At 43.3% G+C, this 13396-nt stretch carries 13 protein-coding genes; 9 read left to right on the forward strand and 4 right to left on the reverse strand.

Annotation, left to right across the window (positions count from 1 at the left end):
- Positions 1-364: 364 nt before the first annotated feature.
- Entirely contained in the window at positions 365-613 is a 249-nt protein-coding gene (locus AC58VC_RS36640) for a hypothetical protein (protein WP_497376396.1), read from the forward strand.
- A 133-nt stretch (positions 614-746) separates the two neighbouring features.
- A complete protein-coding gene (locus AC58VC_RS36645; RefSeq protein ID WP_497376397.1) occupies positions 747-1463 on the forward strand; it encodes a hypothetical protein in 717 nt (238 codons plus the stop codon).
- Positions 1464-1692: 229 nt separating this feature from the next.
- Here the strand turns inward: AC58VC_RS36645 and AC58VC_RS36650 are convergent, their stop codons facing one another.
- Complete coding sequence (locus tag AC58VC_RS36650) at positions 1693-1935, reverse strand: hypothetical protein (RefSeq protein ID WP_497376398.1); 243 nt, start codon at positions 1933-1935, stop codon at positions 1693-1695.
- 87 nt (positions 1936-2022) lie between these two features.
- A complete protein-coding gene (locus AC58VC_RS36655) occupies positions 2023-2184 on the reverse strand; it encodes a YvrJ family protein (RefSeq protein ID WP_497376399.1) in 162 nt (53 codons plus the stop codon).
- Between the two features lie 175 nt (positions 2185-2359).
- Here AC58VC_RS36655 and AC58VC_RS36660 point away from each other — a divergent pair, with 175 nt between their 5' ends.
- The 5 genes from AC58VC_RS36660 (at position 2360) to tgl (ending at position 9513) form a co-directional block, all read left to right on the forward strand.
- The gene (locus AC58VC_RS36660; RefSeq protein ID WP_497376400.1) at positions 2360-2689 is read left to right on the forward strand and encodes a sigma-70 RNA polymerase sigma factor region 4 domain-containing protein; all 330 of its coding nucleotides are present in this window, start codon (positions 2360-2362) and stop codon (positions 2687-2689) included.
- Entirely contained in the window at positions 2644-2904 is a 261-nt protein-coding gene (locus tag AC58VC_RS36665; protein ID WP_497376401.1) for a helix-turn-helix domain-containing protein, read from the forward strand. Before AC58VC_RS36660 ends, AC58VC_RS36665 begins: the two co-directional genes overlap by 46 nt.
- Positions 2905-3237: 333 nt before the next feature.
- Positions 3238-3657, forward strand: a complete 420-nt coding sequence (locus tag AC58VC_RS36670; RefSeq protein WP_497376402.1) for a hypothetical protein — start codon at positions 3238-3240, stop codon at positions 3655-3657.
- A 14-nt stretch (positions 3658-3671) separates the two neighbouring features.
- Positions 3672-8555: a DUF4132 domain-containing protein gene (locus tag AC58VC_RS36675; protein WP_497376403.1), complete on the forward strand. Its 4884-nt coding sequence runs from the start codon at positions 3672-3674 to the stop codon at positions 8553-8555.
- A gap of 139 nt (positions 8556-8694) precedes the next feature.
- Positions 8695-9513, forward strand: coding sequence for a spore coat transglutaminase TGL (tgl, locus tag AC58VC_RS36680; protein ID WP_497376404.1), 819 nt, complete (start codon positions 8695-8697; stop codon positions 9511-9513).
- A 135-nt stretch (positions 9514-9648) separates the two neighbouring features.
- Here the strand turns inward: tgl and AC58VC_RS36685 are convergent, their stop codons facing one another.
- A complete protein-coding gene (locus tag AC58VC_RS36685) occupies positions 9649-9786 on the reverse strand; it encodes a hypothetical protein (RefSeq protein ID WP_497376405.1) in 138 nt (45 codons plus the stop codon).
- A gap of 63 nt (positions 9787-9849) precedes the next feature.
- Positions 9850-9972, reverse strand: coding sequence for a hypothetical protein (locus AC58VC_RS36690; RefSeq protein ID WP_497376406.1), 123 nt, complete (start codon positions 9970-9972; stop codon positions 9850-9852).
- Between the two features lie 419 nt (positions 9973-10391).
- Here AC58VC_RS36690 and cysD point away from each other — a divergent pair, with 419 nt between their 5' ends.
- Both cysD and AC58VC_RS36700 read left to right on the forward strand, forming a co-directional pair.
- The gene (cysD, locus tag AC58VC_RS36695) at positions 10392-11315 is read left to right on the forward strand and encodes a sulfate adenylyltransferase subunit CysD (RefSeq protein ID WP_497376407.1); all 924 of its coding nucleotides are present in this window, start codon (positions 10392-10394) and stop codon (positions 11313-11315) included.
- Position 11316: 1 nt separating this feature from the next.
- Complete coding sequence (locus AC58VC_RS36700) at positions 11317-12957, forward strand: GTP-binding protein (protein WP_497376408.1); 1641 nt, start codon at positions 11317-11319, stop codon at positions 12955-12957.
- The last annotated feature ends 439 nt before the right edge of the window (positions 12958-13396 follow it).

Below are 13396 nucleotides of genomic sequence, written 5' to 3' on the forward strand. Positions count from 1 at the left end.
GCTCAGAGTGGAACAGGGATTTAGGGGGAAGAGCGTTAAAGCCAGGCGGGACAAGGGGTTTGGGGGATTTGAGGGGGAGGGGGCTTGAGATGACTATTTAGGACATTGACAATGATTGGCGAGAATAGGCAATAAAACCCACCTTTGTATGGTGGGTTTTATTGCTTATTCTTTTTTGATAACTGCGACTCATACTTACGAAGCAAATTAAGACTCTCTTTTAAATAGTCAGCTTCTTCTGATATTAGGTTCTCTTTGCTCCCAGTCAGAACCGCAATATTGTCTAGCTCTACGTTGGTTTTCAATTCTCTACTGAGAAGTAAATCCAGGCTTACTTCAAAAAAGTCAGCCAATGCAATGAGCGTTGCAAAATCAGGAACAAGCCCTGCAAGAGGAAAGTATCCTTACCCAAAGAATCAGCCTCTGCAAAGAATTCATCGACATCATTCTAGAGTATATCTCTCAAAAAGCCGATTCTATTCACGTGCTCACGGCAGAGGATATCGTTACCGCAGTGCATACTATCGGCCAAGATCTGGATACAGAGTTGCTTCATTTAAGGTTGGAGAAGGGAATTCTCGAAAATAAGTTAAAGAGTTTCAATGCACAATGAAGCGAGTTGAATAAAAGTTAAATATAGTAATAATTGTATAATTTTTAAAATTGTATTAATCTTTAAGGGACCATGGGTTATTACATATGGCTTTACATCAAAAGGATTATATATTCGAGGAGTGGAGTTGATCTTGTTTAAAAGAACTTTATGTGTCTTAGGGCTCACATTTGTAGTTGCTGGATGTGGAAAATCAGTTGATTTAAAGCCTGAAGTAGTAAGCCCGCCAAATCAGGTCTCAGTGGAGTCAAAGGATAAAAAGGTTGAATTGGCTAGAACAGAGAACGGAGTTGTGATATCTGCCAATAATCCTGCTGAGGGGGATTTATTTAAGGGGATTACGATTCAAACGAAAGATCAAAGGAAAGTTTTCGCATGGAATACCTCGTCAAACCCGGCTTACTATCCGACAGTTAAAATAGGAGATTTTTACAAAGGAAACAAAGATGAGCTTGCAATAATACTTACTAAAGGTCACGGCACGGGAGTTCTTCAACAGGAGATCCATGTGCTAAACTTGGGAGATTTATCAGAGATTGCTGTTGAGAATCCTATAGAAGCTATTAAAAGAGATGTTAAAAGCAAAGTAACAAAGGGAGATGACACAATTACTATTGAATTAGAGGCTGACGGAGCGCGAATTAAGAAAGAATACGAAAAGTCGGCTGCAGGATCGTGGAGTGAGAGTGTAGTTTTTGGAGATATAGTCAATTTTATGATTGATGGAAATAAAATTTCGGCTAATCTTCCAGGAGCCGTTAGTCCCGCGCCTCATATAGTCGCTACTGCAGTTGTTGAGTACGGGAATGATTTGAGAGCGAAAAGAGTTAATCTTATTGAAGAGAAGTAAAGGAGCCCTTAAGGGCTCCTTTTTTTAATATCCAGCTACTAAGAAAAACGTGTGGTTACCGATCACTTTTTTGTAAGTGATATCTTGCCAACTTCCAACAAATTGTAGCTGTAGCTGCCCACTCGTCGTCGTACGGGATTTACTGTTAAACAAGGTATTCGTCCAGAACCAGAGAGCATTGCTTATTGGGTTTGTTTGGTTATCAATCGTCAATGCAATATATAAGATATCATTCCAAGCGCTTAAAGAAGTGTCTGGTTCGCGGGCAGACTGAGTCGTCATGCCAACGAACTGGTTCGGTTTTAAAATGACTCCAGGATAAGTTGACGACATGGCCGACTGCTTGCCAACCCTCCACACCTTCGCCGCGCGCCTCAGAATAAATCAATCGCGCCAGCAGATCTGCATCTTCTTGTCCATCGAATTCAGTTAGTCCTGTTGTGTTCGTAAGAACTTCACCATAAGTTGGCATGTGTAATTCCTCCTTTTATTTTAGGGGAATCTGTTGATTCCCTTCACTTAGGAAGCAAATAAATTACACATTTTTACAACTCGGTTATTAATCTTTTGATATTTTCTTTATTAATTCCGTAATTGTCATATCGATTCTATCTAACCGCTTCTGCACATTGAGCAATACAAAAAAAGTCACAGAGATAGGAAAACCTAGGTCAGTTACGATTTTAACGATTTGATTGGCATCTAGAATAGAAGTATCCATTGTGTCTAACCTCCTTATCTTACTAGTAAAAAATTTATTAGATTAAACAACCATAAAGAATTCATAAAGAAAACCTTAATTTACGTCCGATAGACATTTTAAGACGTATATATGTTGTAAAAAATGTATTTAATTTACTTACTAAGTGAGGGCAGATGTAGAGGGGGGATGGTGAGTGGTAAATGAATTTCCATTAATAGAAAAATGTCAGCAAGTGTTAAGAAGATTTGCGTGGAGAATGCAGTATAGGGCTAGAAAACAGATGAATCATGAATTTTTATCGCTAGACCTTGATTATGCCGGAAAAACGGAGGGGGGCCTGAACATTTACATTGTTGAGTTAATAGAAAGCATCCAATCCAAGAAGGGGCGCTATATTATTAAAAGGATTTACATAGATGGTTTGAACGAGAGAGAGGTAGCTAATGAACTTCGAATATCTCAACAGGCGGTGAGTAAATGGAAAAAGAAAGGCTTAGAGACCATGAGGAAACAAGGGTTCTAGAAGATTTATTACAAAAGGCACTGGGAGGTGATAAAGGAAGTATTGAGATCATCTTGCAATATTTTGAGGAGGAAATTATATATCTTGCTAAATTTATTAAGATGCCAAAAGAGGATGCAATACAGACTTTGAAATTGGAGTTGATTGAATATATCTATCAAAAAAGCAAGCAGAAAATGAGTGAATTAGAAGAGAAGGAAGAGGGGGAGGAATAATATACATTGGATTGAAGAGAAAGGAGCAACCGTTAAATGGTATGCTTCTTTTTTTTGTATAACTGTTTGTTACTTTTGCATATTTTGTTCAAATGCTTTTTCATTTATTAAATTTCAACAAAGTCAAAGGGGAATTCTACATGCTGACGAAGTCATTAGAGTTGGTGTTGATTAAAACAAAGCTATTGAGTCTTGCGGGTCTTGCACTTCTAGACATTGCAGTTATGTCTACAACAAACTGATTAAACAGGGTGTACTACACCAAAGCCCCCCAAACTATATATAATTCCAACAGACAATATTGCCCCACCTTACGGCAGAAAGGGAACCGCAATGAGAATTTATTTTACCGTAAAAAGCGTCGGCAAAAGAAAGCCCTTCTTAACAAAGAAGGAATACATCCTCTCCTCCGCACCAACTACTCTCAGAGAATTGATTATCGAAATCGTCGCTCATCACGTACGAGAATACAACGAGCGAGCGGAGGAAGGCCAGCTCATAGCATTTCTAACAGAAGAAGAAATTAGCACGAAAGTGACCCAAGGGAAAGTGGGTTTCGGCTCCAAGTATGATGATAGGCAGGCGGGTGAAGAAGCATCCATTCAAACGGCTCTTTTAGCTTTCGAGGACGGGCTGTATCGGGTGTTCCTGCGCGAAGAAGAGGTGTCGGAGCTGAGTTCCAAGATTGACATTCAGGATGGGGATGACATCACGTTTATTAAATTTACAATGCTAGCTGGCCGACTATGGTAATGGAGGGAATTTAATTGCTATCTTTTCAAAGGGAAGATGAAGAAGCCAAGCAACTGGAACAAATGATAGTCGAGAAATTGGATAAGGAGCCTAGAGAAAGGCGTTTGAACTATCAAGAGATCAGCGTACTTCTCGATCAAATTCATGCGCAAGGAGCGGGCGATGCTTATTTTGCCCCTTTCATTTCTATCCTCCAACAAAAGGCTGGTGGCTATCCGGCTGAGATCATGCGCTACTTATCCACACATATTACTGAGTACCCCTACAGCGTTGGGTATTATCGCAGGCCATTTCGTACGAAGAACCCTCGTGTTCATGTGGAAAATATGGTTCGCAAGCTGTTTGCCCTCTACGACCTCACTAGGACTAACTTTTCGCTTATGGAGTACCTCACGACACAAGTCAACCAAATTGACAGTTCGATGGTTTCCTATATGCTTGCATACGAACTAGATCATAACAATCGTGAAGTGTTCGATGTGCTTAAGGAGATTATATTTGGAGATAACAACACGGCCCTGCTGAATCGGGCTATGATACGTGGCATTTTCCTCAGTCATCAAGAAGAGGCTTATCAAATGCTCGGCCAGATGCTGATCGCTGCACGACTGCAGGAGGGTTTACGCCAAAGTATCGTTGAATCCATGGATGAGGGCACGATTGAGGCTTTTACCTATTTCCTGAAAATTATTATCGACAATGACTTCATCCGGTATAGTTCGGTGATTCGGGCACTGGATGTATGGACAGGACTTGCACTTGAAGCGGCTAATACTAGGGTCGTAAAGCAATGCATCGAGTATGCTCATACCAGCTTGAACGATGAGGGTCTATGCCAGGAGTGGTCGGAGAGTAAGGATGTCCATAAGCTGTATTTCTCCCTCTGGGCTACGGCTGTCAGAGAAGAGGGTAGTCTCCATGACCTCATCCGGCACATTATGGAAGTTGGGGCTACGCACCAACAAATCGCAGCTCAATACTTCCTGTCACAAAGCCAGAATGATGAGGTTCGTTTTTCCCTTTCCGTTCCCTATATAGCTCAATCTGATTTGGAACTGCAGTCACTTGTCATTACCAATTATGTGTATAAGTGGTCAAGCATTTGGAGAGGTCATCTGGATTATGATGCTATCAAGAATAAGCCAATCGTCGAACGAGTCGCTATGCTAGAGGGGAAAGAGGAGAGGGTCAGGCAATTCGAGCTATTTAAAATCATGCTGATCCAAATGCCGAAGCTTGAGGTGACAGAAAAGTCGAGGGTTTTTGAATGGATGGGATACTCTTACTCCACGGATGCAATCGCGAATAAGATGCTTTATCTCGCGGCTTATGATCTAGACCCTGATATGATCGCTCAGATGATTAGCCTTAAAGATCGAGTCAGTCCAGACCTTCGTGGGGCTCTGATCCGCTCCTTTACGAGCGATGTAACCAATTCTGTGCAAAGACAATATCTGTTTGATTCCTTATCGGACAAAAGCATATCCAATCGCGAAGCGGCGCTAACTAGAGTTGGCGAAATGAACCTTACCCCGCTGGATGCTGAGACGATTCATGGCCTTTTGAAATTAAAGACTGGAGCGCTTCGGCAAAGCGCAATCAAAATTCTTCTTAAGCAGGAGTTGGAGCAGATTGCCCATTCCATCGAAACGCTTCTTGATAGCCCAGCAGAGCTGCAGCGTCTAGGCGCCCTTGAGATGCTCTGTGTGTTGAAGGAGGATGACGAGCGAGCTGACCAATTTGAGCGGGTGAAGCCTCATATTGCCTCTATCAAGGAGCCTTCGGATAAAGAGCGTACGCTGATCGATCGTTTGCTCCTGAAGGAGCAGAAGGGCCTCCATAACGGATTCGGTTTATTCGACCCCAATAGGGAGAAGGAACTCTACAAGTTACCAGACTATCCAGATGTTCGCGTAAAAGACTTCTTTGATATGCCGTTTGAAAAGGTCAAAGCATTTCTACAAGGCTTATCTGATTTGGTCCATACACATCGGGAATATGAATATACCGTTGAAAGGTATGCTGGCAGTAAGGAGAATAATCTGCTGGGAGCAAGGTTGTATCGCCTGAATGGATATCAGAAGCAAGAGCATGAAAAGACACATTTGGAAGGATATCCACTTGCAGAAGTATGGGAGTGTTACCTAGAAGATAACGCGTGTATACCTCGAGAACTTGCTCAGATATCTTTTTATTTTGCAACAGAAGGCCTTTATAAGTTCTTTACAAGTAAACTGGAAAGCTGGGAGATAAGTCGGTATAAGTCATTGGAAGGGTGGGGGAAGGAGTTTTTATCGGATTTGTATCCGATGGATACAATCCTTGCTTTCTATAAATTTATTGAGGACCTGCCATACCTCCAACAAGTTCGGCAAATCTTTTTTGCCTACTTCCATGATAGTGATAAGGAAGAACGGTTCTCTATGTCCAGCAAAATTTTAAATAAAATCCTCACCGAATTGCTGAAGATGGAGTTAGAGGAAAACTCGCATGCGTGGTCTATCCTTTCATCACCATGGAGCTCCTGGTCCGGCAGTCTTGTTTATGATGATCATTCGTTCTTTGAGTATTTCGCTATGATGCTGAATCTCGATAGGCTTACTCTTTATGATAATTTTCACCCAGAGCTCCACGAGTTTGTTAGAGCACATAATTTAGGCCTCATTCACGATGATGAACTTTATGAAGAGCTCATGACCCGAAATCGAAGAAGCCAACAGCGTATTAGAACGATCACCGAGAAAAGAGTAGATTTCGTGAATCAACATCCCTCGATCCAGCGGTTTAAGGATAAAGTCCTCTCCGTAATCCTAGAATTGGAACTGAATCGTGGTGAATTACCAACGGATGTATCGGACCTAGCGATGGGAATCACTTATTATGAGGGAATCGAATATTTCATTGCGATTTTATCCGCCCTCGATCAGGATACGTTTGTGCGCGGTTATATTTATGGCAGCCGGACTAAGAAGGAAGCACTTAGCTATCTCCTTCGTGTCTGTCATCCGAAAGAAGGCGACGATGCCCGGAAGCTCGCAGAAATGCTGAAAGGGAAGCCTATTTCGGAGAAGCGGCTGCTAGAGGCAGCGATGTACGCGCCACAATGGATCGAGCTCGTATCTGAGCATTTGAAATGGAATGGACTGCGAAGCGCCGCGTGGTACTTCCACGCCCATGTGAATGACAGCTTCTCGGCAGAAAAAGAAACGATAGTCGCCCACTATTCACCGATCTCGCCAGTGGAATTCAACGATGGAGCATTTGATATCCGTTGGTTCATGGAAGCTTATCAGGAATTGGGCGAGAAATGGTTCAACGTGCTGTATCAATGTGCCAAGTATATTTCAGCAGGGGCCAATCACCGCAGATCCCAGTTGTTCGCGGATGCTGTTCTTGGCAAGCTGGACCTGAACGAAATCCGGGGTTCTGTGGAGGCTAAGCGGAATAAAGACCATTTGCTATGTTACAGCTTAATTCCAATCGGCCAAGATCAAGACCGGGACGTGCTCGGCAGATATGAGTATATTCAGCAATTTCTCAAAGAGAGCAAGAAATTCGGTGCGCAGCGTAGTGCCAGCGAAGCAAAAGCTGCAGCTATTGCCCTCGATAATTTGTCCCGCAACGCAGGGTACCAAGATGTGATTCGGCTCAAATGGGATATGGAAGCGCGGAAGATGGAAGAGATCCTTCATCTGCTTGAGCCGATGGCGATTGATGATATTGAGGTGAAGCTCGTTATCGAAGATTCGGGTCGCGCTGACATTGAGGTGATCAAGCAAGGTAAGATACTGAAATCCTTACCGTCCAAGTACAGCAAGCACCCGTATATTGTTTCTTTAAAAGAAAGCATCGCTAGTTTAAGGGATCAATATAAGCGGGCGAAGAGCGAGTTCGAGAAATGTATGGAATCCGAAAGCACCTTTACCTATACGGAGCTTTTGAATTTAATGAAGAATCCTACGATTGCTCCGCTTCTTCGCACACTTGTCTTTAAAGCTGGTGACAGATTCGGGTTCTATGAAAACGGCCAATTGGTCAGTGTGGATGACGACGAACCCTATGCTTTATCCACAGAGGATATCCTTTGCATTGCGCACCCACTCCATCTGTACATAAGTGGGGAATGGAGCCTGTATCAGAAGTTCCTTTTTGATAAACAAGTGAAGCAGCCTTTCAAACAAGTATTTAGAGAACTGTATTTGCCCAATAAAGATGAGCTCGAGAGCGGTTCAGTTTCGAGACGCTACGCTGGCCATCAGATTCAGCCGAAGCGGGCAGCCGCTCTGCTGAAAACACGTCTTTGGACCGTCAGCTATGAAGATGGATTGCAGAAGGTATACCATAAAGAGAATATCATTGCACAGGTATATGCCTTAGCGGACTGGTTCTCTCCTTCAGATATCGAGGCGCCTACTCTTGAGACTGTCTCCTTCATGGATCGCAAGACATATAAGCCGCTTGAACTCAGCAGCATTCCTGGCATTATCTTCTCGGAAATTATGCGGGATGTGGATCTGGTCGTGAGTACAGCGCACGCTGGTGGTGTTGATCCTGAGGCGAGCCTAACAACGATTGAACTTCGAAAAGCAATTGTCACTGAATCTTTGAGGCTTATGAAGATTACGAATGTACGTCTGGAAGGGAACTTTGCCCGAATTGCAGGTACTCTTGGCGAATACGGAGTTCACCTTGGAAGCGGTACGGTGCAGAAGCAGGCTGCTGGTACTCTGTATATACTACCGGTGCATTCCCAGCATCGCGGCAAGTTATTCCTACCGTTTATGGACGAAGACCCCAAGACATCCGAGATCCTGTCCAAAATCGTCATGCTCGCGCAAGATACGAAAATCAAAGATCCACATATTTTAGAGCAGCTTAAAGGGATCCAGCACGTATAGAAACAGCAAGGCTGCTTAACAGTTATAAAAGAGCGACCACGGATAACTCCGCAGTCGCTCTTTTTTCTATTCACACAACCCCAAAACCCCACATATAAAAATAGGTGAATCACACTTACTTCATTATGAGGAGAAGTTCATGATCGTAATCGAAGGTACCAACTATGTAACCTTTGGAGAAGGTACGCTGTCTGAGCTCGAACTAGTCATTTTTCAAAAAAAGCAAAATAGCCCTTATGAGTATCAGTATGACTCCATTCATTCTCTGCTGTTTGAGCTGCACATGCGAATGCAGATTATGAAATCCGCGAAAGAGCTGAGTAGAGCTGGTGTCTATTTTGCAGGATTCGAAAGAACGCTGTGCAACCCGACATATTGGCACTTAACGAATGAAGGCAGGTTCCAGCTGAATAGTGGAGTTGCTCCACAAGACGCGATAAGGGATATATTCACAAATGGCGGTTCTTACGGCTTCGAATGTTCAATGGCTGTCATCGTTGTTTTGTATCATGCATTATTACAATCGATAGATCCTGGTCAATTCGACCTCTTATTTGCGGATCTTTTATTATTTGATTGGGATTCCAATAGCAAATTGAACCTCATCGACCGGATCGATAACGAGGAGGCTGTGATGGGGGATGTGCTTTATTTTGAAAATCCCGACGTTGAACAGCTGCTGCCCTGGTGGAAAGGGGAGAACGTCGTCTTGTTGGAGAACGACCTGTATTATGGACATGGTCATGGCCTCGGAATTGCTTCTGGGGAGGAAGTAATTAATGTCCTTAATAAATACAGAATGCCTGGCAGTACGAAATCCGCCTATCTGACGGATCGTTATGTTCATCCTGATTTCTCCTCCTTCTCAGAATTTCAGCATCCTTTACGGGAGAAACCCATTGTTGCGAAAATAGGAGATTGGATTCATGTCCGCAAAGCTGGATTTCCAACAAATTAGGATGAATGAGCCCAATTTCTATAGACATATACCCTAATTGTGAAACGATGCATAGGATGACGTATTGACATATGCCTACTTCAGGAGGGAGCAAGAAGATGCCAAAAGACAGTCGATCAACAGAGGATAGCTTACCTATTTATCAAGCTGGAACAAGAACGGAGAAACTCCAACCCGTTCAAAAATCTCAACCTGTTCCACCAGCTCCAGCGGCTCCACCAGTGCAACCAGCTCCACCCGTACAACAAGCTCAGCCAGTGCTACCAATTCCACAAGTTCAACCCGTGCAACCAGCTCCAAAATGGACGGGAGATAACCTCCCTATCTATCAGCAACCTATCGTGGCGCCAATAGTTCATTCTCCAGCGCAACCGCATCACACTCAAGCTCAAGCTCAAACTCATTACGCTCAGCCTCATCAAGTTTATCATCCGCAGCATCATTATGCTCAGCACCCACACCATGTCTATCATCCTATGCATCATGTTCCTTACCATCCGATGCATCATTACGTTGCCTTTGTTCCACATCCCTATCATGCTTATATGCATCATCATCCCATGCACCACCAGCAGCCCCACCAGCACCATGTTCAGAATCCTCAACAAACCGGGCAACATCACAATATGGGGCAAAATCAACAACACTATACGCCTACACAATCTAATTAATCCAGGCACGGAATACCAAATAAACCCTGAGGCTCTAAGCTTCTAGGGTTTATTCCCATTCGTTAACCACCTACTCCGACAATATTCGAGGAAAATGATAGAAAAATAGACGAATTTACTTTCTTCCACTTTGCATAAAAGCTAGGATCTGGTAGTATATAAGAAATACCGATGGATTTAGTAAGAATTAAAAGGAGGCACCTTTCCATGCAAAAACTGATGCTTGATTCCATACAAGAAATGACGCATCTGGATCAACTTGAAGCTGAAGCGATTTATATTATCCGAGAAGTAGCCGCGGAATGCGAAAACCCCGTGATGCTGTATTCGATCGGGAAGGATAGTTCCGTGATGCTGCATTTGGCGCTGAAAGCTTTCTATCCTGAGAAGCCGCCATTTCCTTTCATGCATATTGATACAACGTGGAAGTTCAAAGAGATGATCGAGTTCCGCGACCGCAAAGCGAAAGAATTCGGGATCGAGATGATTGTTCACTCGAATGAGGAAGGTATTAAGCAAGGGATCAACCCATTTGATCACGGTTCAGCGTACACCGATATTATGAAAACGCAAGCCCTGAAACAGGGATTGGACAAGTATGGGTTTACGGCTGCATTTGGCGGCGGAAGACGTGACGAAGAGAAGTCCCGTGCGAAAGAGCGGATTTTCTCATTCCGGAATAAGAATCATGCATGGGATCCGAAGAACCAACGGCCGGAAATGTGGAAGCTTTTTAACACAAGAATTAATAAAGGCGAAAGCATTCGTGTCTTCCCAATATCCAACTGGACGGAAAAAGATATCTGGCAATATATCCATAGAGAAAACATTGATATTGTGCCTCTCTATTTTGCACAGGAAAGACCTGTTCTTGAACGCGATGGCCATCTCATTATGGTCGATGATGATCGGATGAAACTCGAACCTAATGAGAAAATTGAAATGAAGAAGATGCGATTCCGCACACTAGGCTGCTATCCTCTTACTGGCGGAGCCGAGTCGGAAGCGGATACGCTGGATGCCATCATCGAGGAAACGCTTGGTGCCGTTTCATCCGAACGAACCACTCGGGTTATTGATCAAGAGGCGGCGGGAAGTATGGAAAGACGTAAACGGGAGGGTTATTTCTAAAATGAAAAGTCTGCTTAAATTTATTACATGCGGTAGTGTAGACGACGGAAAATCCACCTTAATTGGACATATGCTTTATGAAGCAAAGCTTCTATTCGCCGACCAGGAGAGAGCACTGGAGCTAGATAGCAAACTTGGTAGTCGTGGCGGCAAAATTGACTATTCCTTGCTGCTTGATGGGTTACTGGCTGAGCGTGAGCAAGGGATAACGATTGATGTGGCTTATCGGTATTTTACGACGGAGCACCGTTCATTCATTGTAGCGGACACGCCAGGACACGAAGAGTATACACGTAACATGGCCGTAGGCGCATCCTTTGCGGATCTTGCCGTCATTCTTGTGGATGCAACCAAAGGGATCATCACCCAAACCAAGCGCCATACTCGGATTTGCGCACTCATGGGCATTAAACATCTGGTATTAGCAGTGAATAAAATGGATTTAGTTCATTTTGAACAAAAGATCTTCGAAGAGATTAAAGATGAGTTCTTCCAAACAGCTGGTGAATTTCATTTTCAAAGCATTGAGGTCATTCCTGTTTCTGCGACAGAAGGGGATAACATTACCAAACAATCAGAGCATACCCCTTGGTATGAGGGCCTTCCGTTATTATCTTATTTAGAAAATGTGGATGTTCTTGAAACTAATGACGCGAAACCGTTCATGATGCCAATCCAGCGTGTATGCCGACCTGACCATACGTTCCGTGGTTTCCAAGGTCAGATTGAGGCTGGGAGTATCGCGGTCGATGATGAGTTGACCATTCTGCCGAGTCGTGAGAAAGCGAAAGTCAAACGCATCTTAGTGACAGACCAAGATAGGGAATCAGCCTATGCTGGACAACCTGTAACCATTCAATTGGATCGTGAAGTTGACGTTTCACGGGGCTGTGTATTCACGAAAGATGATCAAATCAAAGAGGCTGATCGCTTTTCCGCGACGATTCTTTGGATGGATGATTCCGTGCTGACTCCCGGCAAGAATTATTTGGTCAAAGTAGGCACGAAAGTCCTGCCTGGTACCGTAACAGCAATTATTCATAAAATCGATATTAATACAGGACATACAGTTCCAGCCGATCAAATTGTCAAAAATGAAGTGGCAAAATGCGAATTTTCTTTATCCGATGACATCGTTTTTGATTCTTTTGAACAGTATAAAAGTATTGGTGGATTCATTCTGATTGATCGTGTCACTAACATGACATCCGCTTGCGGAGTTATTGAACAGGCTCTGCAAAGCTCGGACAGTGTTGTGCGGTTAGATGCGGAAGTCACCAGAAATGTCCGTGCTGAGCAAAAAGGACAAAGTCCGTTGACTCTTTGGTTCACTGGTTCGGTTTCGGATAACCTAGCTGTAGCGAAGGAAGTCGAGAAACGTTTGGTATCGACAGGCTACCATACGATGCTGCTCGAGAACAGCCAGGGCGAATCGTCGCAGCGCGTAGTCGAGGTTGCCAAACTGATGAACGATGCGGGACTTATTGCATTGGTAGCAAATCAGAATGACAATGACCGAGCAATCGTGAGAGACATCATTGGTAAAGAGTTGATGGAAGTCGACATCGATACAAGCAAGCATTCGATTGAAGAGGCTGCGAGTGATGTTGTGAAGCGGGTTGTGCGGTTTTTGATTCATTAGAAGATAGAGAATCCCTACATCAGCGGTGTGGGGATTCTTTTTTTTGTCTCAATCCCATTGCCTTATGTCAATTTATGGCGAACGAACTATTAAGATTTTACAAAGTTAGAGGATATTTGGTTTATGTAACGAAGACATACCAGTCAAGCTTGCTTATCTGGGGAGGCATCGTACAGAATTTGATTTTGAAGGGGAGATGGATTCTCGTAATTTCTAATATAAGACTTGCCAATTTGTAGTACATAATTTACAAAAATAACTTTAGAAACAATGTTGTCAAAGTTCAAAGTGGGAGGAACATTTTTTCATGCATACCGGAACGTACAGGAGTTTATTGAATAAAAGAATATCAGTAGTCCTATTGGCTATCCTTATGGTTCTCTCATCTGTTTTAATCCCTGGGATCAAAAGTAAAGCATACGCAGAAGCATCTCCGTTA

Source organism: Paenibacillus sp. J22R67 (genome assembly GCF_059692175.1).